We start from the raw sequence: 23,791 nt of genomic DNA on the forward strand, positions 1-23,791 counted from the left end.
GCCTCCGTGTCTGATAAGGATACGGAGGCTTTGTTCGTTTTTGGCGGTCTCATAAACTTTTCTTATATTTGCGCCGAACTAATTTTATATCAACGTTTAAAGCAAATTGAAAGTATGAAGACTAAAGTTTTATTGGCTGCCGTTGCGGTAGCGTTTTCTTTCGCAGTGACATCTTGTGGCAACAAAAAGGCTGCAGATTCTAATGCAACTGAGGCAGATTCTTGCTGTGCTGCAAAAACAGAACAAGTATGTGACTCTGCAAAGGCATGTTGCCAGGCTGCTGATTCAGCAGCGTGTCCTAAGGCTGCATGTGATGGTGCCAAGTGTGACAAACCTTGTGAGAAGAAGTAATTCAGAACTTGTATTGAACTGATGAATAAGGAAAAGGCGTACCTCAAGGTACGCCTTTTTTGTGATATATTTCAGCGATAAATGAAAACAAACTTATAAAATGATATTTTTTATCGGAAAAAAGTAACGAATTTATTTGTATGGTACGAAATAATATCTACCTTTGCAACGTCAAAACAAAAAAGAAGATGATTCAGAACTTTACATATATTCTACTGTGTGGTATTATTATTCTACTGGCAAAGTTTAGTGGAAGTGAGTGCTGTGCGTGAATATATATGTAAGATGCAATGATATATGAAGCCTTTCTCACTTCCAAGTGTGAAAGGCTTTTTTTATGGAACATAAATTAAATACAATAAAGCAATGAGTGACAAATTATTTATTTTCGACACAACGCTCCGCGATGGCGAGCAGGTTCCGGGATGCCAATTGAATACAGTGGAAAAGATTCAGGTAGCCAGACAACTGGAAGCCCTGGGGGTGGACGTGATTGAAGCCGGATTTCCGATTTCAAGTCCGGGAGATTTCAATTCGGTCATTGAGATATCAAAAGCTGTGACATGGCCCACCATCTGCGCCTTGACACGTGCCGTGCAGAAAGATATTGATGTGGCAGCAGAGGCTTTGCAATTTGCCAAGCATAAACGTATCCATACTGGCATCGGTACATCTGACTCGCACATTAAATATAAATTCAATTCCAATCGCGAGGAAATAATAGAGCGTGCAGTGGCTGCCGTAAAGTATGCACGTAAGTATGTGGATGATGTAGAGTTCTATGCCGAAGATGCAGGCCGAACGGATAATGAATATTTGGCACGGGTGGTAGAAGCTGTTATCAAGGCAGGTGCGACTGTGGTGAATATTCCCGATACAACGGGGTATTGCTTGCCTGATGAGTATGGCGCGAAGATAAGATATCTGATGGAACATGTCAACGGTATTCATAATGCCATTATTTCTACTCATTGCCACAATGACTTGGGCATGGCTACTGCCAATACAATGGCTGGCGTACTGAATGGTGCCCGCCAGGTGGAGGTAACCATCAATGGTATTGGTGAACGTGCCGGCAATACTTCTCTTGAGGAAGTGGCGATGATTATCAAATGTCATAAGGACATAGAAATCGAGACCAACATCAATACACAGAAGATTTATCCAACCAGCCGTATGGTGTCCAGTCTGATGAACATGCCGGTGCAGCCCAACAAGGCTATTGTAGGTCGCAATGCTTTTGCCCATTCGTCGGGTATTCACCAGGACGGTGTATTGAAGAATGTGCAGACGTACGAAATCATTGACCCGCATGATGTGGGTATTGATGATAATTCCATCGTATTGACAGCCCGTAGCGGACGTGCAGCCTTGAAGAATCGTTTGTCGATATTGGGAGTACAGCTGGATCAGGAGAAGCTGGACAAAGTGTATGAAGAGTTCTTGAAACTTGCCGATAAGAAGAAAGATATCAATGATGACGACATTCTGGTATTGGCAGGGGCAAATCGTACGCAGAACCACCGTATCAAACTGGAATATCTCCAGGTGACCAGTGGGGTGGGGGTTCGTTCGGTTGCCAGTTTGGGATTGAACATCTCCGGTGAGAAGTTTGAAGCCGCTGCCAGTGGAAACGGTCCGGTAGATGCCGCTATCAAGGCTTTGAAGAAGATTATCGACCGCCATATGACATTGAAGGAATTCACCATCCAGGCTATCAGCAAGGGTAGCGACGATATGGGTAAGGTACATATGCAGGTGGAATACGATAATCATATTTATTATGGGTTCGGTGCCAATACGGATATTATCGCGGCATCGGTGGAAGCGTACATCGACTGTATCAATAAGTTCAAGATGTGATTTTAATCGTAAATTGTAAATAGCTAAATTGTACATAAAGAGATGAATACATTATTTGATAAAATCTGGGATGCCCATGTGGTACAGAAAGTGGAAGACGGTCCCACACAGCTTTATATTGACCGGCTTTATTGTCATGAAGTAACCAGCCCGCAAGCCTTTTCGGGATTGCGCGAACGTGGAATCAAGTGTTTCCGTCCGGAAAAGATTTTCTGTATGCCCGACCATAACACGCCGACGCATGACCAGGACAAGCCGATTGAAGACCCGGTTTCAAAGACTCAGGTAGATACACTGGCCAAGAATGCGGAAGAGTTTGGATTGGTCCATTTCGGCATGATGGACAAGAAGAACGGAATTATCCATGTAGTAGGTCCGGAACGCGGGCTGACCCTGCCTGGCATGACCATTGTCTGCGGTGACTCGCATACTTCCACCCACGGGGCGATGGGAGCAGTGGCTTTCGGTATCGGTACGAGTGAAGTGGAAATGGTAATGGCCTCGCAATGTATCCTTCAGACCCGTCCTAAGACAATGCGTATCACTGTCGACGGTAAACTTGGCAAAGGAGTGACGGCAAAAGATGTGGCATTGTACATGATGTCGAAGATGACGACCAGCGGCGCTACGGGATATTTCGTGGAATATGCCGGAGAAGCTGTGCGTAGTCTGACTATGGAAGGCCGTCTGACCTTGTGCAATCTGAGTATAGAGATGGGTGCCCGCGGCGGTATGGTTGCTCCGGATGAGACCACTTTCGAGTATATTAAAGGACGCGAATATGCTCCGAAGGGTGAGGCATGGGACAAGGCATTGGCCTATTGGAAAACATTGAAGAGTGATGAGGATGCTGTGTTCGACAAGGAAGTCCGTTTTGCTGCCGAAGATATTGAACCGATGATTACATACGGTACCAACCCGGGCATGGGTATGGGTATCACACAACATATTCCTACTACCGAAGGCATGGGAGAAGCTGCCCGGACCTCTTTCATGAAGTCTATGAGCTATATGGGTTTCCAACCGGGAGAACCTTTGCTGGGTAAGAAGGTTGACTATGTGTTTTTGGGTGCCTGCACCAATGGACGCATTGAGGATTTCCGTGCATTTGCCTCCATTGTGAAAGGCCGTCGGAAAGCCGAGAATGTAGTGGCATGGCTGGTTCCGGGCTCCTGGATGGTAGATGCACAGATTCGCGAAGAGGGACTGGACAAGATTTTGGAAGAGGCCGGTTTTGCCATTCGCCAACCGGGTTGTTCTGCTTGCCTGGCAATGAACGACGATAAGGTGCCTGCCGGAAAGTATGCAGTGTCTACCAGTAACCGTAATTTTGAAGGACGCCAAGGACCGGGTTCCCGAACACTGCTTGCCAGCCCGCTTGTAGCTGCAGCAGCGGCAGTGACTGGAGTAATTACTGACCCGAGAACGCTGATTTGATGTACGATTGGACGATTTACGATTAAAATTACTTCGTAAATCAAACATCGTTCAACAAAGGTAAATCAAGAGTATTTTCAATCGTAAATTGTAAATCGTAAATACAAAGATGAAGACAAAATTTGATATAATAACCAGTACTTGTGTGCCTCTTCCATTAGAGAATGTGGATACAGACCAGATAATCCCTGCACGTTTTCTGAAAGTTACTACCCGTGAGGAAAAGTTCTTCGGAGATAATTTATTCCGCGATTGGCGCTATCATCCGGACGGTTCTCTGAACAAGGACTTTGTTTTGAACAATCCCACTTACGGTGGACAGATTCTGGTGGCGGGAAAGAACTTCGGTTCCGGTTCCAGCCGTGAGCATGCTGCATGGGCCATTGCCGGTTACGGTTTCCGCGTGGTGGTATCGAGCTTCTTTGCCGATATTCACAAGAACAACGAACTGAACAACTTTGTGCTTCCGGTGGTGGTAAGCGAGCCGTTCCTGAAAGAGTTATTCGACTCCATCTCTGCCAATCCGAAGATGGAAGTGGAAGTGAATCTGCCCGAACAGACCATCACCAACAAGGCTACGGGCAAGAGCGAACATTTTGAAATCAATGCCTACAAGAAACATTGCCTGATGAATGGCTTGGACGACATCGATTTCTTGGTGGAGAATAAAGATAAGATAGAAGCTTGGGAGAATAAAAATGAAGCATAATCATCCGAAGATAGAAATCATGGACACTACGCTCCGCGACGGTGAACAGACCAGCGGAGTCTCCTTTGTGCCCCATGAGAAGCTGATGATTGCCCGTTTGTTGCTGGAGGAATTGAAGGTAGACCGGGTGGAGGTGGCTTCTGCGCGGGTATCCGAAGGAGAGTTTGATGCCGTAAAAATGATTTGTGACTGGGCGGCACGCCGTAATCTGTTGCCAAGAGTAGAAGTGCTTGGCTTTGTAGATGGCCACACGTCGGTGGACTGGATACATGCGACCGGTTGCCGTGTCATCAATCTGCTGTGCAAAGGCTCGCTGAAGCATTGCACCTACCAGTTGAAGAAGACTCCCGAAGAGCATATCGAGGATATTCTGTCCGTAGTGGATTACGCCAACGAGCAGGATATGGTAGTGAATGTCTATCTGGAAGACTGGAGCAACGGCATGAAAGATTCTCCGGAATATGTGTTCCGTCTGATGGACGCCTTGGAGCAGACCAATATCCGCCGCTATATGTTGCCTGATACGTTGGGCGTATTGAATCCGCTACAGGTCATTGAATTCATGCGCAAGATGGTGAAACGCTATTCGCATGCCCATTTCGACTTCCATGCCCATAATGACTATGACCTTGCCGTGAGCAATGTGCTTGCCGCCGTACTTAGCGGTTGCAAGGGACTGCATACTACAATTAACGGCCTGGGCGAACGTGCCGGCAATGCTCCGCTCGCCAGTGTGCAGGCTATCCTGAAAGACCACTTCAATGCCATTACCAACATTGACGAAAGCCGCCTGAACGACGTGAGCCGTGTGGTGGAATCCTACTCGGGCATCGTCATTCCCGCCAACAAACCGATTGTGGGCGAGAATGTATTTACCCAAGTGGCAGGCGTCCATGCCGACGGTGACAATAAAAGTAACCTCTACTGCAACGACCTCCTGCCCGAACGCTTCGGTCGCAAGCGAGAGTATGCCCTGGGCAAGAACAGCGGTAAAGCCAATATCCGGAAGAATCTGGAGGACTTGGGGTTACAACTGGATGAAGATGCCATGCGCAAAGTGACCGAACGCATCATTGAGTTGGGCGACAAGAAAGAGCTGGTGACGCAAGAAGACCTGCCCTATATCGTTTCGGACGTACTGAAGCACGGAATGGCAGAAGAACGCGTCAGCCTTAAGAGCTATATTGTGAATCTGGCGTATGGATTGAAGCCGATGGCTACGTTGAAGATAGAAATTAACGGAAAGGAATATGAGGAAAGTTCCAGTGGAGATGGCCAGTATGATGCTTTTGTGCGCGCCTTGCGCAAGATATATAAAGTGACACTGGGTCGTAAGTTCCCGATGCTGACGAACTATGCCGTGACTATTCCTCCCGGTGGGCGTACCGATGCCTTTGTGCAGACGGTTATTACCTGGAGTTTTGAAGATACGATATTCCGTACACGCGGATTGGACGCAGACCAGACGGAAGCAGCCATCAAGGCGACGGTGAAGATGCTGAATATCATAGAAGACGAATACGAATCATAAAAAATGGATCTCATGGAGAAAAAGAAATCGTTTTTTGAGAGGCGTCCTTATGTATGCTATGCGTTGTATGCAGGCTTGCTTTTTGCTTTCAACCTCTTTCTGCGTTGGTGGAGCGGCGAGTTGGATGCGGACGAGTATCTTATGTCAGCCATCAATACCCTTATATTGACAGCTGGTTTTGTGTGGGGTGACCGGTATCGCCGCAAGAATCTTGCAAACAAAAAGAAGATAGATGAACTTTTAAATAATAAAGAAAACAATGGATTTTAAAATTGCAGTGTTGGCCGGTGACGGTATCGGCCCCGAAATCTCTACCGTAGGCGTGGATGTGATGACTGCCGTGTGTGAGAAGTTCGGACATAAAGTGAACTATGAATATGCCATCTGCGGTGCAGACGCGATAGACAAGGTGGGTGACCCGTTTCCTGAAGCCACTTATGAGGCTTGTAAAAATGCGGATGCTGTATTGTTCTCTGCCGTAGGTGACCCGAAATTCGACAATGACCCTACTGCCAAAGTGCGTCCCGAGCAGGGCTTGCTGGCTATGCGCAAGAAACTGGGACTGTTTGCCAACATCCGTCCCGTGCAGACCTTCAAATGTCTGCTCCATAAGTCTCCCCTTCGTGCGGAACTGGTGGATGGTGCCGATTTCCTTTGTATCCGCGAACTGACCGGTGGCATGTACTTCGGTGAGAAATACCAGGACAATGACAAGGCGTATGATACGAACATGTATACCCGTCCTGAGATTGAGCGTATCCTGAAAGTCGGATTTGAATATGCCATGAAACGCAGCAAACATCTTACGGTGGTGGATAAAGCCAATGTGCTTGCCTCTTCCCGTCTTTGGAGACAGATTGCCCAGGAGATGGCACCGCAGTACCCCGAGGTGACAACCGACTATATGTTTGTGGACAACGCCGCCATGAAGATGATTCAAGAGCCGAAATTCTTTGACGTAATGGTTACGGAAAATACGTTTGGTGATATTTTGACGGACGAGGGTTCCTGCATCAGTGGCTCTATGGGATTGCTGCCTTCTGCTTCTACGGGAGAGAGCACGCCGGTATTCGAACCTATCCATGGTTCCTGGCCGCAGGCGAAAGGCTTGAATATAGCCAATCCGCTGGCGCAAATTTTGTCTGTAGCCATGCTTTTCGAATACTTCGACCTGAAAGAGGAGGGGGCGTTGATTCGTAAGGCAGTTGATGCTTCACTCGATGCGAATGTACGTACACCGGAGATTCAAGTAGAAGGTGGCGACAAATACGGTACCAAGGAAGTGGGCGCGTGGATTGTAGACTATCTTAAGAAGTCTTGATAACAGTGTCTCATTACCGTTCTGTTCATCAGTAACTTCTCACTGCAAAGTTCTGCAAACCTTTTGCAGTGTCACTGCAAAGCTGTTACAGTTGCACTGCAAAGCAGTTGCAGTACCACTGCAAACCTATTTGCAGTAACGCTGCAGCTCGTTTGCAGTACTACTGCAAAAAGCATGCACCATCTTTGCAGTGGGAAGTCGCTGATTGTCAGATATGGTTCTTCCTCCTCATCCTGCCTTCTTCAATCGTTTCATATCCTTTCATCCTCTTTATTCGTGTTAAGCTTTGATAGATGGCAGTATAATCTTTCCTTTCCCGCACGGTTTATTTCTTGGAATTTCCATATCTTTGTCAGCATATCCATGTTACATAAGTGTGTACGGGAAGAATGTATTAGACAGTGAGATTATGGCGAAAATTGCAAAGAACCTGACGGAGTTGATTGGGCATACTCCTTTGATGGAATTGGCTGAATACAGCCGTAAATACGGATTGAAAAGAAATATTGTGGCTAAGCTGGAATCTTTTAATCCGGTGGGAAGCGTGAAGGACCGTGTGGCATTTGCCATGATTGAGGATGCCGAGGCACGTGGGGCTTTGAAACCCGGAGCCACGATTATTGAACCTACCAGTGGCAATACCGGCGTGGGACTGGCGATGGTGGCAACCATCAAGGGATATCATTTGATATTGACCATGCCGGAGACCATGAGTGTGGAACGCCGTAATCTGTTGAAAGCCTTGGGTGCGGAGATTGTACTGACCGACGGACTGGCAGGTATGGCCGGCTCCATTGCCAAAGCGAAAGAATTGCGGGATGCGATACCTGGTGCGGTTATTCTGCAGCAGTTTGAGAATCCCTCCAATGCCAAGGCTCATGAACATACTACGGGGGAAGAAATCTGGACGGACACGGATGGTAAAGTGACTGTTTTTGTTGCCGGTGTGGGCACGGGCGGTACGGTCTGTGGAGTGGCGCGTGCCTTGAAGAAACATAATCCGGATGTCTATGTTGTGGCTGTAGAACCGGCCTCCTCTCCGGTTCTGGAAGGAGGGGAAGATGCACCGCACCGCATCCAGGGGATTGGGGCCAATTTTATTCCTTCCATTTATGATGCTTCTGTAGTAGACGAGATTATTCCGGTGCCCGATGACGAGGCCATTCGTGGAGGACGAGAGCTGGCTTCTACGGAAGGCTTGCTGGCTGGCATCTCATCCGGTGCGGCGGTATATGCGGCACGGTTGCTGGCCGAACGCCCTGAATTTGCGGATAAAATGATTGTTGCCCTACTGCCCGATACGGGGGAACGCTATTTGTCAACAGAACTGTTCGCTTTCGATACCTATCCTTTGGAATAAATACTGAACTATTATATGAAGAAACTTATTTTTTCTTTCTTCTTGTGTGGAGCCACGATGTTCCCTGCCTTTTCACAAACCTATCAGGAACTGAGCGAACGTGCGGTTGCAGCCACGGAGCAAGACAGCTTGTCATTGGCCGAAAAATACATTGAACAAGCTTTGAAAATGGAGCCCGCCAATCCTCATAACGCTTTGCTGTTCTCCAACTTGGGTACGATACAACGTCGGCAGCACCGGTATGAGCAGGCCCTTGACTCGTATACTCTGGCATTGAACATTGCTCCGCGTGCCATACCTGCCCTGATGAATCGTGCCGCTCTTTACCTTGAGTTGGGGAAGGATGATTTGGCCCGGATAGACTATTCTTTGGTGCTGGATATAGAAAGCGATAATCAGGAAGCCTTGCTGATGCGTGCCTATATCTATATGCGGCAGCGCAACTATAATTTTGCAAAGTCTGATTATGAACGTCTGCTGAAACTTGCCCCCCAGAGTTACAATGGCCGTCTGGGGTTGGCTACACTGGAGCAGAAGGAGGGCAAATATGAAGCGGCGCTTTCGATATTGAATGCCATGATTGCAGAAAAAGGAGGAGAAGCTACCCGGCTGACTACCCAGCAATATGCCGTACTTTACGTAGCACGTGCGGGTGTAGAGCAGGATATGAAACATGTGGACCTGGCCATGATGGACTTGGAAGAAGCCATCAAGCTGGATGCTTCGCAGACAGAAGCCTACTTGATACGGGGGCAAATTTACCTTTCTCAAAAGAAAAAGGAGTTGGCAAAACGTGACTTCGAAAAGGCCATTTCACTTGGCGTGCCGCAAGGTGACCTCAGGGATTTACTGTTACAGTGTAAATAATATTCAACTGTATTTCCGTATCAGTTCCACAAACTCTTTTCCGTATTTCTTCTTTTTATATTCACCGATACCGCTGATATTACCAAATTCTTCTATGGTAGTGGGGCGGGAGGCGCTGAGTAGGTGGAGCACTTTGTCGGACAGTACGATATAGGCAGGAAGTGCTTCCTGGTCGGCAAGGCGTTTGCGGAGAGTGCGGAGAGCCTCGAAAAGTTCCCCACTTTCTTTATTGGGCAATCCCAATGGCAATTCTTTGGTTGGAACTGTAGCCTTGCGTTTACGGCCTCTTGTAGCTTGTACAGCTTCCTCGCGGCGGATGGTGACAAGCAGGGCGCGTGCTCTGCCAAACAAGACATCTGTTCCGCTTTGAGTGATTTTCAGGTGGTTGTTTTCATTGTAGGCTATTTCGAAATAACCGAGCTGTAACATTTGCAGCAGGTAGTCATGCCAATCTCTGGGGGGGACTTCGCGCCCGGCTCCAAAGGTCTTGAGTCGATGGTATCCTCTTTCTGTAACTTCAGAACTCATGTTTCCTCGGAGGATGTCCACTAAAATACCGGTTCCTATCTGTTGCTCGGAACGCGCGATTGCACTAAGTGCCTTTTGTACGATTATTGTACCATCGAAACGTTCGGGGGGATTTTTGCATACATCACAGTTTCCACAGTCGCAGGTCGTATTTTCACCGAAATAACTTAACAGAATGCGACGGCGGCAGATATCTGCTTCCGCATATTGCTGCATACGTTGCAGCTTTTCCAGGTTGATGCTTTGTTGCCCGCTGTCTGTTGCGAATTTAGTGAGCAGAATGAGGTCGGCCAGTGAATAGAACAAAAGGGTGTCACTGGGCATTCCGTCTCGTCCGGCACGTCCTATTTCCTGATAGAAACTTTCAATGCTTTTGGGCAAATTGTAATGAATTACCCAGCGCACATTGCTTTTGTCAATTCCCATTCCAAAGGCAATGGTGGCGCATACCACTTGCACGCGGTCATTGATGAAGTCGTCTTGTGCTTCATCTCTTCGTGCCGGCGACAGTCCTGCATGATAGACCGCCGACTTTATCCCTTGTTTTTGAAGCATTTGTGCCACTGTTTCAGCCTTGCTGCGGCTCATGCAATAAATGATGCCGCTCTCTCCCGGATGGCGGGCGATGAAGTCGAGGATGGCTTTGCTTTTTTCCTTCTGCTGGTAACCTCTTTTTACGGTGAGACTCAGGTTGGGACGGTCGAAAGATGAAATGAAAATTCTCGGTTGGTTGAGGTGTAGCTGTTTAATAATATCTTCACGGGTTATTTTATCGGCTGTGGCAGTAAGTGCAATGATGGGAACCTGGGGAAACAGTTGGTGAAGGATGCCCATCTGTGTATATTCCGGACGGAAATCGTGTCCCCATTGTGAGATGCAGTGAGCTTCATCAATGGCGAAAAGGGAAATATGCATATCCCTTAACAGATAGTTGGCTTCCACCAATAATTTTTCAGGAGAAATATATAGCAGTTTCAGCTTGCCTTCCATGCATGCACGTCGTAGGGAAGCATTCTCTGTTTCATCATTATTGCTGTTCAGTGCACCGGCCGCGATACCGTTTGCACAGAGCGTTTCCACTTGGTCCTTCATCAAGGAAATGAGCGGAGAAACCACTACCGCCGTGCCTTCACTCAATAGGGCGGGAAGTTGGTAGCAGATGGACTTTCCACCTCCCGTAGGCATCAGTACCAATGCGTCTTTACGGTCCATCAGATGGCGTATGATGTCTTCTTGTAAGGGGCGGAAACTGTCGTAACCGAAATATGTCTTGAGCGTTTGTAGCATAATCTGGCAGTATGGATTTCTTCCGGCAAAGGTACACTAATTATTGCATATACTACAAATGGAAAGTCATCAAGATTTTGTATCATATGAGTTTCTGCAAAAGGTTAAAGTTTCTTATTAATGGCTGAATTGACCTACTTTTCAACCTTTTTCGTTGTTTATTTATCAAAAATATATACGGGAAAAGTTGTGTATTAAAAAAAAATGTCTGACTTTTGTAAAGTCTAAGGGGCTAACCCTTTGGCTTTTCCGATTTTAAACAACCCTAACCAGTTAATTCAATGAGTGATTTAGAAAACAATGCCCAGGAAAAAGGAACGAAGAAACGTCCTTACAACCTGCGCGAAAAGAAAGAAAAGGATGCTGCCTACCGTTCTTTGATAAGGCCGGAATTGGCAGATGAGTTGTATGACAAGATATTGAATATCGTTGTTGTACAAAAGAAGTACAGAGATGCTGATTATTCCGCTAAGGATTTGGCGAAAGAATTGCAGACCAATACTCGCTATTTGTCTGCAGTGGTGAATTCACGCTTCGGCATGAACTATTCTTGCCTGCTGAATGAATATAGAGTAAAAGAAGCGCAGCATTTGTTGACAGACAAAAGATATGCTGACAAGAATGTAGAGGAGATCAGTACGATGGTCGGCTTTGCAAACCGTCAGTCTTTTTATGCTGCTTTCTATAAAAATGTAGGTGAGACTCCTAATGGATATCGTAAAAGACACGCAGAAAAAGAAGCTAAGAAGAAATAATTCTGTATGACTGAATGAATAAAAAGGAAATATTCCGGAACAGTTGTTTCGGGATACTTCCTTTTCTTCTTTTTTAATACCAATCTATATACTCCCGACACATGAAGAAACAACTAATTTCTATGGTGACTGCCCTTTCTCTATTGACGGCTTGTGGCGGAAATCCGAAAACAACTGCTGAGGCAGAAAAAATTGACTATACAGTGGAACAATTTGCAGATTTACAGATTTTACGTTACCGCGTACCAGGTTTTGAGGATTTGTCCCTCAAACAAAAAGAATTGGTTTATTATTTGACGGAAGCGGCTTTGCAGGGCAGAGACATTCTTTTCGACCAGAATGGCAAGTATAACCTGACGATTCGCCGGATGCTGGAAGCTGTCTATACCGGCTATAAGGGAGATAAGAATACTCCTGATTTCAAGGCTATGGAAGTGTACCTCAAGCGGGTATGGTTCTCTAACGGCATTCATCATCACTATGGCAGCGAAAAGTTCGTTCCGGGATTTACTCCCGAATTCTTCAGGCAGGCTGTACAGAGTGTGGATGCAGCTACGTTGCCGCTTGCCGAAGGACAGACTGTGGAACAACTGTGCGAGGAAGTGTTCCCCGTTATTTTCGACCCCACGGTGATGCCCAAACGGGTGAACCAAGCTGCCGGTGAAGATTTGGTTTTGACTTCCGCATGCAATTATTACGATGGCGTGACGCAGCAGGAGGCCGAAGATTTCTATAATGCCTTGAAGAATCCGCAGGATGAAACTCCCGTTTCCTATGGTTTGAATAGCCGTTTGGTGAAAGAGGATGGCAAGATTCAGGAGAAAGTATGGAAAGTGGGGGGCTTGTATGGACAGGCACTTGAAAAGATTGTCTACTGGCTGAAGAAGGCAGAAGGAGTTGCCGAGACTCCCGAGCAGAAGGCGGTGATAGCCAAACTGATGGAATTCTATGAAACCGGCGATTTGAAGACATTCGATGAATATGCCATTTTGTGGGTGAAGGATTTGAACTCACGCATTGACTTTGTGAACGGTTTTACCGAAAGTTATGGTGACCCGCTCGGCATGAAGGCAAGCTGGGAATCTCTGGTGAATTTTAAAGATTTGGAAGCTACCCAGCGTACAGAGTTGATAAGCGGCAATGCACAGTGGTTTGAGGACCATTCGCCGGTAGACGGACAATTCAAGAAGGAGAAAGTGAAAGGGGTGTCTGCCAAGGTAATCACGGCGGCTATTCTGGCCGGTGACTTGTATCCTGCAACTGCTATCGGCATCAACCTGCCCAATGCCAACTGGATACGTAGCCATCATGGTTCGAAATCCGTTACAATCGGTAACATTACAGATGCTTATAATAAGGCAGCTCATGGCAACGGGTTCAATGAGGAGTTTGTGTACAGTGATGCAGAGCTTCAACTGATTGATAAGTACGCAGATGTGACAGATGAACTGCATACTGACCTGCATGAATGTTTGGGACATGGTTCCGGTAAATTGCTCCCGGGTGTGGACCCGGATGCGTTGAAGGCATATGGTTCTACTATCGAAGAAGCGCGCGCCGACTTGTTCGGACTCTACTACGTGGCCGACCCGAAGCTGGTGGAACTGGGGCTTACTCCAAGTGCGGATGCTTATAAGGCTCAATACTACACCTATCTGATGAATGGTTTGATGACACAGCTTGTACGTATCGAGCCGGGTAACAATGTAGAAGAAGCCCATATGCGCAACCGTCAGCTCATAGCCCGCTGGGTGTACGAGAAAGGTGCGGCGGAGAAGGTTGTGGAATTGGTAAAGAAGGATGGGAAGACGTACGTCGTGATAAACGATTATGAGAAAGTGCGTGACTTGTTTGGCCGGTTGCTTGCCGAGATACAGCGTATCAAGTCCACCGGTGACTATGCCGGCGCCCATGATTTGGTGGAAGCCTATGCCGTGAAAGTCGATCCCGCTTTGCATGCCGAAGTGCTGGAACGCTACAAGAAGCTGAATCTTGCGCCGTATAAGGGGTTCGTCAATCCCAAGTATGAAGTGGTGACGGATGCCGACGGTACTATAACAGATGTGACAGTGACTTATGATGAAGGTTATGCGGAACAGATGTTGCGTTATAGCAAAGACTATTCTACATTGCCTTCTGTCAATAAATGATGAACTATGATAGATACTAAAGAGCAGCTGCATCAGCGGCTGAAAGATATAAAGACACAGCTCCGTCTCTCAATGAACGGGGCTGTGTCCCAAAGTATGCGTGAGAAAGGGCTGGTATATAAGCTGAACTTTGGCGTGGAGTTGCCCCGTATCAAGGGTATTGCTGCCGGTTACGAGAAGGACCACTCTCTGGCTCAGTCTTTGTGGAAAGAAGATATCAGAGAGTGCAAAATATTGGCGGGACTTTTACAGCCGGTAGAGAGTTTCCTGCCCGAGATAGCCGATATCTGGGTGGAAGATATCCGTAATATCGAGATTGCAGAACTTACCTGCATGAATTTATTCCAACATCTTCCTTATGCGCCTGCCAAGTCCTTCCATTGGATTGCAAGCGAGGACGAATACACGCAGGTTTGCGGCTTCCTCACCATAGCCCGTCTATTGATGAAGAAAGGGGATATGAACGAACGGGTTGAAAATGAGTTCCTCGACCAGGCAATAACGGCTTTTTTGTCGGGCTCCTATCATGTACGCAATGCAGCCATGACTGCTATCCGCCGCTTTATGCAGCAAAATGAGGAAAATTCTTTTCAAGTTTGCCGCAGAGTGGAGGGTATGGACAATTCTTCTTCTGATGTAGAACAATTACTATACAATCTTGTAAAAGAGGAGGTTTGTTAGATTAGTTCTATGGTTATAGAGACTGATGCGGTAAGGGAATATTTCCCTTATCGCAATTTTTATCTCTTTCTCGTTTGCTTTCCACAAAAAAGGATTAACTTTGTTGGCTGTAAAACTGCGCCGTCAAATGGAAAGTCAGAATGTGAAAGATACAGTTAGGCAGATATTCACTGAATATCTGAATGCGAACGGGCATCGGAAGACTCCCGAACGTTATGCTATACTTGACACCATTTACTCCATAGACGGTCATTTTGATATCGACACGCTCTATTCACTGATGGCCGACCAGGAGAACTTCCGCGTCAGCCGTGCAACGCTTTACAATACCATCATTTTGCTTATAAATGCTCGTCTGGTCATCAAGCATCAGTTCGGCAACTCTTCCCAATACGAAAAATGTTATAATCGCGATACGCACCATCACCAGATATGCACCCAGTGCGGAAAGGTGACCGAGTTTCAGAACGAGGAGTTGCAACATGCCATTGAGAATACCAAACTGAGCCGTTTTAATCTTACGCACTATTCCTTATATATGTATGGGTTGTGCAGCAAGTGTGACCGGGCCAATAAACGGAAGAAAAAGAATAATAACCATAAAAAAGAAAAATGAAAGTAGACGTATTATTAGGATTACAATGGGGCGACGAAGGCAAAGGCAAAGTCGTTGATGTGTTAACTCCGAGATACGATGTCGTAGCTCGTTTCCAGGGCGGACCGAATGCCGGACATACACTCGAGTTTGAAGGGCAGAAGTATGTGCTCCGTTCCATTCCGTCTGGAATATTCCAGGGAGACAAGGTGAATATCATCGGTAACGGAGTGGTGCTTGACCCGGCTCTCTTCAAAGCGGAAGCCGAATCATTGGAAGCGTCCGGCCATAACTTGAAGGAACGCTTGCACATTTCCAAGAAAGCACACCTCATTCTGCCGACTCACCGCATACTGGATGCTGCATACGAAGCAGCCAAAGGCGATGCAAAGGTAGGAACGACCGGAAAAGGCATCGGACCGACTTACACGGATAAAATCAGCCGTAACGGTGTGCGTGTAGGCGACATTCTGCATGACTTTGACAAGAAGTATGCAGCGGCCAAGGCCCGTCATGAGCAAATCTTGAAAGGCTTGAACTATGAGTATGACATTACCGAAATGGAGAAGGCATGGTTCGAAGGTATCGAATACTTGAAACAATTCCAGTTGGTGGATAGCGAACACGAGATGAACAATCTGCTGGCTGCCGGCAAGTCTGTATTGTGCGAAGGTGCGCAGGGGACAATGCTGGACATTGATTTCGGTTCTTATCCGTTTGTCACTTCTTCTAATACGGTCTGTGCAGGTGCTTGTACCGGTCTGGGTATTGCTCCCAACAAGATTGGTGAGGTATATGGTATTTTCAAGGCCTATTGTACGCGTGTAGGTGCCGGTCCGTTCCCGACGGAATTATTCGACAAGACCGGTGACCAGATTTGCACGCTGGGTCATGAGTTCGGTTCTGTGACAGGACGTAAGCGCCGTTGTGGCTGGATTGACCTGGTGGCATTGAAATATGCCATTATGGTAGACGGGGTTACCAAACTGATTATGATGAAGAGCGATGTGCTCGATTCTTTTGAAACCATTAAGGCTTGTGTAGCTTACAAGATGGATGAGGAAGAGATTGATTACTTCCCGTTCGATATCAATGAGACTGTTGAACCGGTTTATGTAGAGCTACCCGGTTGGCAGACGGATATGACCAAGATGCAGAGTGAAGATGAGTTCCCGGAAGAATTCAATGCATATTTGTCATTCCTGGAAGAACAGCTTGGTGTGCCCATCAAGATTGTTTCTCTGGGACCGGACCGTGAGCAGACCATCGAACGGTATACAGAGGAATAATAAAACAAACAGATAACCTTAGACACGGATTACACGGATTTCGCGGCTTCATCTGAAGAACCGTGGGTGTCCGGATAATCCGTGCCTTTTTTATTTATTGCCATGAAAACACGTCTTTTGTCTTTTTTACTGTTGTTTCTTCTTGTGTGCTCCGCACAGTCGCAGACTTACCAGCCGACGGAGGAGAACCTGAAATCCCGTCAGGAGTTTCGGGACAATCGCTTCGGTATCTTCCTGCATTGGGGGATATACAGTATGCTGGCTACCGGAGAATGGACCATGACGAACAAGAACCTTAATTATAAGGAGTATGCCAAACTGGCGGGAGGTTTCTATCCTGCCAAATTCGATGCTGCCAGATGGGTGTCAGCCATTAAGGCGTCCGGGGCAAAGTATATCTGCTTTACATCCCGGCATCACGATGGCTTTTCTATGTTCCACACACGCTTTTCCGATTACAATATTGTGGATGCTACCCCTTTTAAGCGGGATATTCTGAAAGAATTGGCAGACGAGTGCCACAAGCAAGGTATTCGTCTGCATCTCTACTATTCGCACATCGACTGGTATCGCGAAGATGCTCCGTGGGGACGCACCGGACGTGGAACGGGACGACCGAATCCGAAGGGCGACTGGAACAGCTACTATAAATTCATGAACAACCAGCTGACCGAGTTGCTCACCAATTATGGAAAAATAGGTGCCATTTGGTTTGATGGCTGGTGGGACCAGGACCAGAATCCGGATTTTGACTGGCAACTGCCCGGGCAATATGCCATGATACACCGCCTGCAACCGGCTTGCTTGGTTGGGAACAACCATCATCAAGCACCGTTTGCCGGCGAGGACATCCAGATATTCGAGCGCGACCTGCCGGGAGAGAACCGTGCCGGCCTTTCCGGGCAGGATATCAGCGCCTTGCCCCTTGAAACCTGTGAGACGATGAATGGAATGTGGGGATATAAGATTACGGACCAGGATTATAAATCTACCAAAACGCTGATACATTACCTGGTGAAGGCTGCGGGTAAAGATGCCAATCTGCTGATGAATATCGGTCCTCAGCCGGACGGTGAGCTGCCTGCTGTTGCATTGGAGCGTCTGGCAGAAGTAGGGGAATGGATGAAGGTATACGGTGAAACCATCTACGGAACCCGTGGCGGCTGCATTGCTCCGCATCCTTGGGGAGTCACTACACAAAGAGAAAATAAATTATACGTGCATATTCTCGAATTGCAGGATAAGGCTCTCTTCCTGCCGTTGGAAGGCAAGAAAGTGAGGAAGGCAGTGGGGTATGCCGACCGTCTTCCAGTGAAGTTCCGTAAGTGTGAAGGAGGGGTGATGCTCTACTTGCCGGAGGTTCCGACGGATATTGATAAAGTGATAGAGGTGGAGATTGAAAAATAAATTATAAATCAGAAATCTTTAATTCTTCCTAAAAGATAAAGGAAACGCTGGCATTGCTCACCGTTTCCTTTTATTTTTGGCAGACTATTTGTTATACAATAAGAAACGACTGATTTATTCACAATTTAAAGAAAGAAAATTATGGGAACAGGAATGATAGGAATGCAATGGATTATTTTTATCGGTATTGCCGTCGTCAGTTGGCTGGTACAGATGAATCTTCAGAACAAGTTCAAGAAGTACTCTAAAATCCCTACCGGCAACGGAATGACGGGAGCGGACGTTGCTTTGAAGATGCTGCACGACAATGGCATCTACGATGTGACCGTGACGCATACTCCCGGACATCTGACCGACCATTATAATCCTGCCAATAAGACAGTAAACCTGAGTGAGAGTGTTTATAGCAGTAACAGCATCATGGCTGCTGCCGTTGCAGCCCACGAATGTGGTCACGCCGTGCAGCATGCACGCGCATACGCTCCGTTGACAATGCGCAGCAAACTGGTGCCGGTAGTCTCTTTTGCCTCACAGTGGATGACGTGGTTGCTGCTGGCAGGTATCTTGATGCTGAACTCCTTTCCGCAACTGTTGCTGGCGGGCATTATACTGTTTGCATTGACAACTTTATTCAGCTTCATCACCTTGCCGGTGGAAATCAATGCAAGTAAGCGTGCGCTGGTATGGCTTAGCAATTCCGGCATTACGAATTCATATAATCATGCGCAAGCGGAAGATGCACTCCGCTCGGCTGCCTATACGTATGTAGTGGCTGCTCTCGGTTCGCTTGCTACCCTGATTTATTATATCATGATATTCATGGGACGCAGAGATTAAACACATGATGCAGACATAAAAAACAGACCATCTGTTCACCCGAAACAGATGGTCTGTTTACATTAAATAGATGATGTGTCTCTGCCGGATGCATCATCTGTTTTTTTATTCTTGATAGGGCGACTGCCAGAACCAGGCATCGTCATTGACCACGTACTTGGCTTGGAAGAAGTTTTCTGCATTAGGGTCTGAGGGGCAAAGCAGTACATCGTCTGCTTTTATGCTATAGAGATTCTTGGCCATATAGCTGTCTAAATAATATTCTTTGGTAATCTTCTGCTGGTTATTCCAGTTGGCTTCTTCATTTAGGATTACCGGACGACCGTCTCGCAGACGTTCGCGCACTTCTTGCACGCTTAGCATGATGCCGTTTTCATCCATCACCCAGGCATTGTTGGTGGGGTCTACCCATATCCATTTATCCAAGGTATTGGAATAAACTACGTTAATGGAATGGCATTCACCAATGTATTTTTTGGGTAATCCGCTGATGTGGCGTGCCTTAAATCCCATGGACAGATAACAATCCTTCAGTACATGGGCAAGACCTCCGCAATGCAGACCTCGCGCACCGCCTTTGCAAGCTTCTGCCCATTTTATGATGTTGCTGCCTGCCGGACTTTCATGGTTTCCGTCATGTTTTATGGTATTGTGTATATAAGTAAGTATGTTCTTTATTTTCGATAATTCGTCGCCTGCGCCTGCCACACTGTCTAACTTGAAGTATTGGCGTACCTCTACTAAATACTTGTTGTTGGGATTGATGTGTTCGAAGCGGGGGAGTGTATCAGGGCGCTCATTGTGGGTGTATCCCGGTGTTTTTTGAAGTATGTCGAGGTAGTCACCCACTTTCTTCACTTTGGCAAGCACTGCCTTGAACCGTTTATCGCTGCGCAGGTTGTCTAAGTCGGTATCATTCATCATGTGGTTGTAATCTTGAAATCCATTGTCGTAGGCCAGTTCTAAATTTTTGATGGCTTCACCTTTTTTCTTTAACAAGGATTGGAAGCAGGCTAAATTGTAGTAATAGGACTGTATGAGCCAGCTGTACTTTTTCTGAGTGTTCTCGTCTTGTTCTTTGAACAGAGTTATCAAAGCCTTACCGTTCTTTTCGGCTTCTTTATAGTTTTTCTCATTGACGGCTTGTTGCAGCTTTTGTACGATGGCTTCTTCTTTTTGGTCGAAGTCTTTGGCGTTGCCGGATTGTGCCCGGCTAACACCGATGCCGCATAGCAACAACATGCAGAATAAAATCAGTCTCTCTTTCATAAATGTGTAAGTTTGAAGTTTGTTTTGGTCGTTTTTATGCGACGGTAATGATACAAAGGTAAACATTCTCTTTTCTTAATCAATAAAATACTGTAACTTTGTCGTCCGATTTTTAAAATAATTGAACTGATTATGGCAGCAAAACCAAGTATTCCGAAAGGAACCCGTGACTTCTCGCCCGTAGAAATGGCGAAGCGTAACTATATATTCAATACGATTCGTGAGGTGTATCATCTCTATGGTTTTCAGCAGATAGAAACGCCCTCGATGGAAATGCTTTCTACCTTGATGGGGAAGTATGGTGAGGAAGGCGACAAGCTTTTGTTCAAGATACAGAACTCCGGTGATTACTTTTCCGGACTGACAGATGAAGAACTGTTGAGCCGTAATGCTCCGAGACTTGCCTGCAAGTTTTGCGAGAAAGGTTTGCGCTATGACCTCACAGTACCTTTTGCCCGCTACGTGGTGATGCACCGCGATGAAATAACTTTTCCTTTCAAACGTTATCAGATACAGCCCGTGTGGCGCGCCGACCGTCCGCAAAAAGGACGCTATCGTGAGTTCTATCAGTGCGATGCCGATGTGGTAGGCAGTGATTCCTTGCTGAATGAGGTGGAGCTGATGCAAATTGTCGATACGGTATTTACCCGCTTCGGCATCCGTGTTTGTATCAAGATTAACAACCGTAAGGTATTGAGTGGCATTGCCGAAATCATCGGTGAGTCTGACAAGATTGTTGATATTACTGTGGCCATTGATAAGTTGGATAAGATAGGTCTGGACAATGTCAATGCCGAGTTGAAAGAGAAAGGCATCAGTGACGAGGCTATCGCCAAACTGCAACCTATCATTTTGTTGAGCGGAAGTAATGAAGAGAAACTTGCGACTCTGAAGGAAGTTCTTGCTGTCAGCGAGACCGGACTGAAGGGCGTGGAGGAAAGTGAATTTATCCTTTCCACCTTAAAGAACCTTGGCTTGAAGAACGAAATCGAGCTGGATTTGACATTGGCCCGTGGCTTGAATTACTATACCGGTGCCATCTTCGAAGTAAAGGCGCTGGATGTGCAAATCGGCAGTATTACTGGTGGAGGACGCTATGACAACTTGACGGGTGTATTCGGTATGTCCGGTGTCAGTGGTGTCGGTATCTCGTTCGGTGCAGACCGTATCTTTGATGTGCTGAACCAGCTTGACCTTTATCCGAAAGAAGCGGTGAACGGTACTCAGTTACTGTTTATCAACTTTGGTGAGAAAGAGGCCGCATTCTCAATGAATGTATTGACTGAAGTGCGTGCGGCAGGCATCCGTGCCGAGATTTTCCCCGATGCAAGCAAGATGAAGAAACAGATGGGGTATGCGAACTCCAAAGCCATCCCGTTTGTGGCCCTGGTGGGTGAGAATGAAATGAATGAAGGTAAGGTGACATTGAAAAACATGGAGACCGGAGAGCAGAAAATGGTCACTCCCCAAGAGCTGGTTAGCGAACTGAAATAATAAAAACTGAAATACATTTAAAAAGGAGCACAAAATTGCTCCTTTTTTTGTATATTTATGGCACAAATATAGGTATTTGTAATAGTGGCGTAGGAAAAATGAAACATCCTGCATTTATCTTTGTACTGACAAAAAAGGAGGTTCTTATGGTTTCTGTTGAGCTTAAGCAAGAAAAACACAATGCCCTCGTCAGTTTCCTGATGATTGTCATAGCGGCATTGTTCCTGCTCTATATGGGCAGTTCATTGGTACATTCTACAAAAGCGTTCTGGGAAAATTATTCCATAGAAGAGCTGCTGGAATAGAAGGAATTCAAGTCAAATCACTACCTTTGTCGGCAAAACATATTGCCGATGATACTTTATTTTACCGCAACCGGAAACTCACGCTGGATTGCAGAATTGCTTGCAGAGGCTATGCATGATACTGCCGTCAGCATTGTTGATTGCCTTAAGCAAGGCTCGATACCCGCAGGGCTGTCGACAGCTGACAGACTGGGTATTGTTTTTCCGGTACACTCATGGTATGCACCCCGTGTCTTGATTGATTTTTTGTCGCAGCTCCGGTTGCCGGACTGCTGTTACCGTTATGCCGTGTGTACATGCGGGGACGATATGGGAAAGGGAATGAACCGCCTGGCGGAACATTTTCCGTTGGATGCTGCCTGGTCTGTTGCAATGCCCAATACCTACGTACCGATGTTCAATTTGGACGATGGGGCGCTTTGCCGTAAGAAGATAGAGAACGCACGGCATGCTGTCGCTTCGATTGCCGAAGATGTCATTGCACGGAAGAGGGTCTGGAATGTGCATGAGGGCAGTGCTGCCTGGCTGAAAACGTATGTCGTGAATCCTTTGTTTGTCCGTTTTGTCATTGGTACAAGGAGTTTCCATGTAGATGAAGGCTGTATCTCTTGCGGAATATGCGGCAAATCTTGTCCGGTAGGTAATATCCGGTTGGTGGATGGGCATCCGGTGTGGGGAAAGCAGTGCATTCATTGTATGGCTTGTTTGCATTTTTGCCCCCGGAAAGTGATACAGTATGGAAAAGCGACACAGAAGAAGGGGAGATACCGGTTGGAAGATTATCTTTGCCGCTTCACCACTCCCACATAAATCAGCAGAATAACATTCATTACCAGTGCGTAGATAATGGCAGGTATTGCAATAATGTCATTGTTGAATACAAACGGACTACTGGCAACAGCAATTGCTTGTGCGGCATTCTGCATACCGATTTCTATAATGAGTGTACGTTGTTCTTTCCGGTTGAGGCGCATGGACTTCGATAGCACTACGCCGCCTCCCATAGCCAGCAGGATAAGAATGGAGATGCAGAGGCCCAGTTTGCCGAATTGGCCGGTGATGGTAGCATGGTGCTGTATGAAGAAGATGGTTGCCAGCAGGATAAGTGCGGGAAAGGCTGTCTTGGACAATATCTTATGAATCCTTTCTGCCATTTGCGGACGGTAGCGCTTCGTGAATATGCCGGCTACAATGGGAAGAAACATCAGAACCAGGTTCTGCATGATAAGGCTGCCTACGGGGAGATGGATATCTATGTCCAGATTGCTGTCTACAAAGTGTGTGGCGAATTCCATAATCACGGGGATAGTGAACAGCGTAATAATGCTGCTACATGCCGTCAGTGACACGGACAATGCTACGTCTCCTTTGGCTATCATGGAGAAGATGTTGGATGAGCTGCCGCCTGGCGAGCAGGCTATGAGTATGATGCCGATAAAGAACAGAGGTTCGAGCTGGAAGACATGTCCTAAAGCAAATGCCAGCATCGGCAGTAGGATGATTTGGCCTGCCAGCCCGGCAATAATGGGGCGGGGGCGTTTGCGGAACAGTTTAAAGTCTTCGGTTTGTAATGTCAGTCCCAGTTCAAACATCAATAAGGTAAGAATGGGGAGGACTATCCATATTGCGTTCATAAGTCAAATCATTTTTGAGGCTGCAAAGATAGCAAATATTGTTGTATACTTTGCCATTTTGTCAGCCTTTGTCTGCCAAACAATCAGCTTGTTCGTTTGGCACGGTTTTCGTAAGTTGTTT

Annotated in this window: 22 protein-coding genes; 19 read left to right on the forward strand and 3 right to left on the reverse strand. The window is 46.6% G+C overall.

What is annotated here, in order from left to right; translation table 11 throughout:
• Nucleotides 1–114: 114 nt before the first annotated feature.
• The 9 genes from DW800_RS13760 to DW800_RS13800 all read left to right on the forward strand — a co-directional run bounded on the left by DW800_RS13760 (nt 115) and on the right by DW800_RS13800 (nt 9,439).
• Complete coding sequence (locus DW800_RS13760) at nt 115–351, forward strand: hypothetical protein (RefSeq protein WP_034523359.1); 237 nt, start codon at nt 115–117, stop codon at nt 349–351.
• A 366-nt stretch (nt 352–717) separates the two neighbouring features.
• Nucleotides 718–2,214: a 2-isopropylmalate synthase gene (locus DW800_RS13765; protein ID WP_005835565.1), complete on the forward strand. Its 1,497-nt coding sequence runs from the start codon at nt 718–720 to the stop codon at nt 2,212–2,214.
• Nucleotides 2,215–2,256: 42 nt separating this feature from the next.
• Nucleotides 2,257–3,651: a 3-isopropylmalate dehydratase large subunit gene (gene leuC, locus DW800_RS13770; protein WP_044468490.1), complete on the forward strand. Its 1,395-nt coding sequence runs from the start codon at nt 2,257–2,259 to the stop codon at nt 3,649–3,651.
• Nucleotides 3,652–3,760: 109 nt separating this feature from the next.
• Nucleotides 3,761–4,360, forward strand: a complete 600-nt coding sequence (gene leuD / locus DW800_RS13775; protein ID WP_119958143.1) for a 3-isopropylmalate dehydratase small subunit — start codon at nt 3,761–3,763, stop codon at nt 4,358–4,360.
• Nucleotides 4,350–5,891, forward strand: coding sequence for an alpha-isopropylmalate synthase regulatory domain-containing protein (locus DW800_RS13780; RefSeq protein WP_119958144.1), 1,542 nt, complete (start codon nt 4,350–4,352; stop codon nt 5,889–5,891). The genes leuD and DW800_RS13780 overlap by 11 nt, the downstream gene beginning before the upstream one ends.
• A 12-nt stretch (nt 5,892–5,903) precedes the next feature.
• Nucleotides 5,904–6,161, forward strand: a complete 258-nt coding sequence (locus DW800_RS13785; RefSeq protein ID WP_005835569.1) for a hypothetical protein — start codon at nt 5,904–5,906, stop codon at nt 6,159–6,161.
• Nucleotides 6,151–7,212 (forward strand): 3-isopropylmalate dehydrogenase, encoded by a 1,062-nt coding sequence (leuB, locus tag DW800_RS13790; RefSeq protein ID WP_005835570.1) that lies wholly within the window; start codon nt 6,151–6,153, stop codon nt 7,210–7,212. Before DW800_RS13785 ends, leuB begins: the two co-directional genes overlap by 11 nt.
• A gap of 409 nt (nt 7,213–7,621) precedes the next feature.
• The gene (gene cysK, locus DW800_RS13795) at nt 7,622–8,572 is read left to right on the forward strand and encodes a cysteine synthase A (protein ID WP_008663985.1); all 951 of its coding nucleotides are present in this window, start codon (nt 7,622–7,624) and stop codon (nt 8,570–8,572) included.
• 15 nt (nt 8,573–8,587) lie between these two features.
• Nucleotides 8,588–9,439 (forward strand): tetratricopeptide repeat protein, encoded by an 852-nt coding sequence (locus DW800_RS13800; RefSeq protein ID WP_005826199.1) that lies wholly within the window; start codon nt 8,588–8,590, stop codon nt 9,437–9,439.
• A gap of 3 nt (nt 9,440–9,442) precedes the next feature.
• On the opposite strand, the gene recQ is transcribed toward DW800_RS13800, so the two are convergent.
• Nucleotides 9,443–11,254: a DNA helicase RecQ gene (recQ, locus tag DW800_RS13805; protein ID WP_119958145.1), complete on the reverse strand. Its 1,812-nt coding sequence runs from the start codon at nt 11,252–11,254 to the stop codon at nt 9,443–9,445.
• Between the two features lie 281 nt (nt 11,255–11,535).
• On the opposite strand from recQ, the gene DW800_RS13810 reads away from it, so the two are divergent.
• The 7 genes from DW800_RS13810 (at nt 11,536) to DW800_RS13840 (ending at nt 18,968) form a co-directional block, all read left to right on the forward strand.
• Entirely contained in the window at nt 11,536–12,009 is a 474-nt protein-coding gene (locus DW800_RS13810; RefSeq protein ID WP_005826207.1) for a helix-turn-helix domain-containing protein, read from the forward strand.
• A gap of 101 nt (nt 12,010–12,110) precedes the next feature.
• Nucleotides 12,111–14,159, forward strand: a complete 2,049-nt coding sequence (locus DW800_RS13815) for a dipeptidyl-peptidase 3 family protein (RefSeq protein WP_005826209.1) — start codon at nt 12,111–12,113, stop codon at nt 14,157–14,159.
• A gap of 6 nt (nt 14,160–14,165) precedes the next feature.
• A complete protein-coding gene (locus tag DW800_RS13820; RefSeq protein ID WP_005826212.1) occupies nt 14,166–14,840 on the forward strand; it encodes a DNA alkylation repair protein in 675 nt (224 codons plus the stop codon).
• Between the two features lie 127 nt (nt 14,841–14,967).
• Nucleotides 14,968–15,456, forward strand: a complete 489-nt coding sequence (locus tag DW800_RS13825; protein WP_005826214.1) for a Fur family transcriptional regulator — start codon at nt 14,968–14,970, stop codon at nt 15,454–15,456.
• Entirely contained in the window at nt 15,453–16,724 is a 1,272-nt protein-coding gene (locus tag DW800_RS13830) for an adenylosuccinate synthase (RefSeq protein WP_005826216.1), read from the forward strand. The genes DW800_RS13825 and DW800_RS13830 overlap by 4 nt, the downstream gene beginning before the upstream one ends.
• Before the next feature lie 102 nt (nt 16,725–16,826).
• Nucleotides 16,827–18,131: an alpha-L-fucosidase gene (locus tag DW800_RS13835; protein ID WP_005826218.1), complete on the forward strand. Its 1,305-nt coding sequence runs from the start codon at nt 16,827–16,829 to the stop codon at nt 18,129–18,131.
• Between the two features lie 141 nt (nt 18,132–18,272).
• Entirely contained in the window at nt 18,273–18,968 is a 696-nt protein-coding gene (locus DW800_RS13840) for a zinc metallopeptidase (RefSeq protein ID WP_005826222.1), read from the forward strand.
• A gap of 105 nt (nt 18,969–19,073) precedes the next feature.
• Here DW800_RS13840 and DW800_RS13845 read toward each other — a convergent pair whose 3' ends face one another.
• Nucleotides 19,074–20,237, reverse strand: coding sequence for a TPR end-of-group domain-containing protein (locus DW800_RS13845; RefSeq protein ID WP_034525490.1), 1,164 nt, complete (start codon nt 20,235–20,237; stop codon nt 19,074–19,076).
• Nucleotides 20,238–20,369: 132 nt separating this feature from the next.
• On the opposite strand from DW800_RS13845, the gene hisS reads away from it, so the two are divergent.
• From hisS to DW800_RS13860, 3 genes are all read left to right on the forward strand, one after another.
• Nucleotides 20,370–21,731, forward strand: a complete 1,362-nt coding sequence (gene hisS, locus DW800_RS13850; RefSeq protein WP_005826229.1) for a histidine--tRNA ligase — start codon at nt 20,370–20,372, stop codon at nt 21,729–21,731.
• Nucleotides 21,732–21,877: 146 nt separating this feature from the next.
• Nucleotides 21,878–22,036 (forward strand): hypothetical protein, encoded by a 159-nt coding sequence (locus DW800_RS19670; RefSeq protein ID WP_008663974.1) that lies wholly within the window; start codon nt 21,878–21,880, stop codon nt 22,034–22,036.
• 48 nt (nt 22,037–22,084) lie between these two features.
• On the forward strand, nt 22,085–22,846 hold the full coding sequence (locus DW800_RS13860; RefSeq protein ID WP_005826233.1) for an EFR1 family ferrodoxin: 762 nt from the start codon (nt 22,085–22,087) through the stop codon (nt 22,844–22,846).
• On the opposite strand, the gene DW800_RS13865 is transcribed toward DW800_RS13860, so the two are convergent.
• Nucleotides 22,816–23,670 (reverse strand): bile acid:sodium symporter family protein, encoded by an 855-nt coding sequence (locus DW800_RS13865; protein ID WP_005826236.1) that lies wholly within the window; start codon nt 23,668–23,670, stop codon nt 22,816–22,818. The genes DW800_RS13860 and DW800_RS13865 overlap by 31 nt on opposite strands.
• Nucleotides 23,671–23,791 lie beyond the last annotated feature (121 nt).

This window comes from Bacteroides sp. AM32-11AC, from assembly GCF_003603515.1.
In the GTDB taxonomy this organism is placed as follows: domain Bacteria; phylum Bacteroidota; class Bacteroidia; order Bacteroidales; family Bacteroidaceae; genus Bacteroides; species Bacteroides uniformis.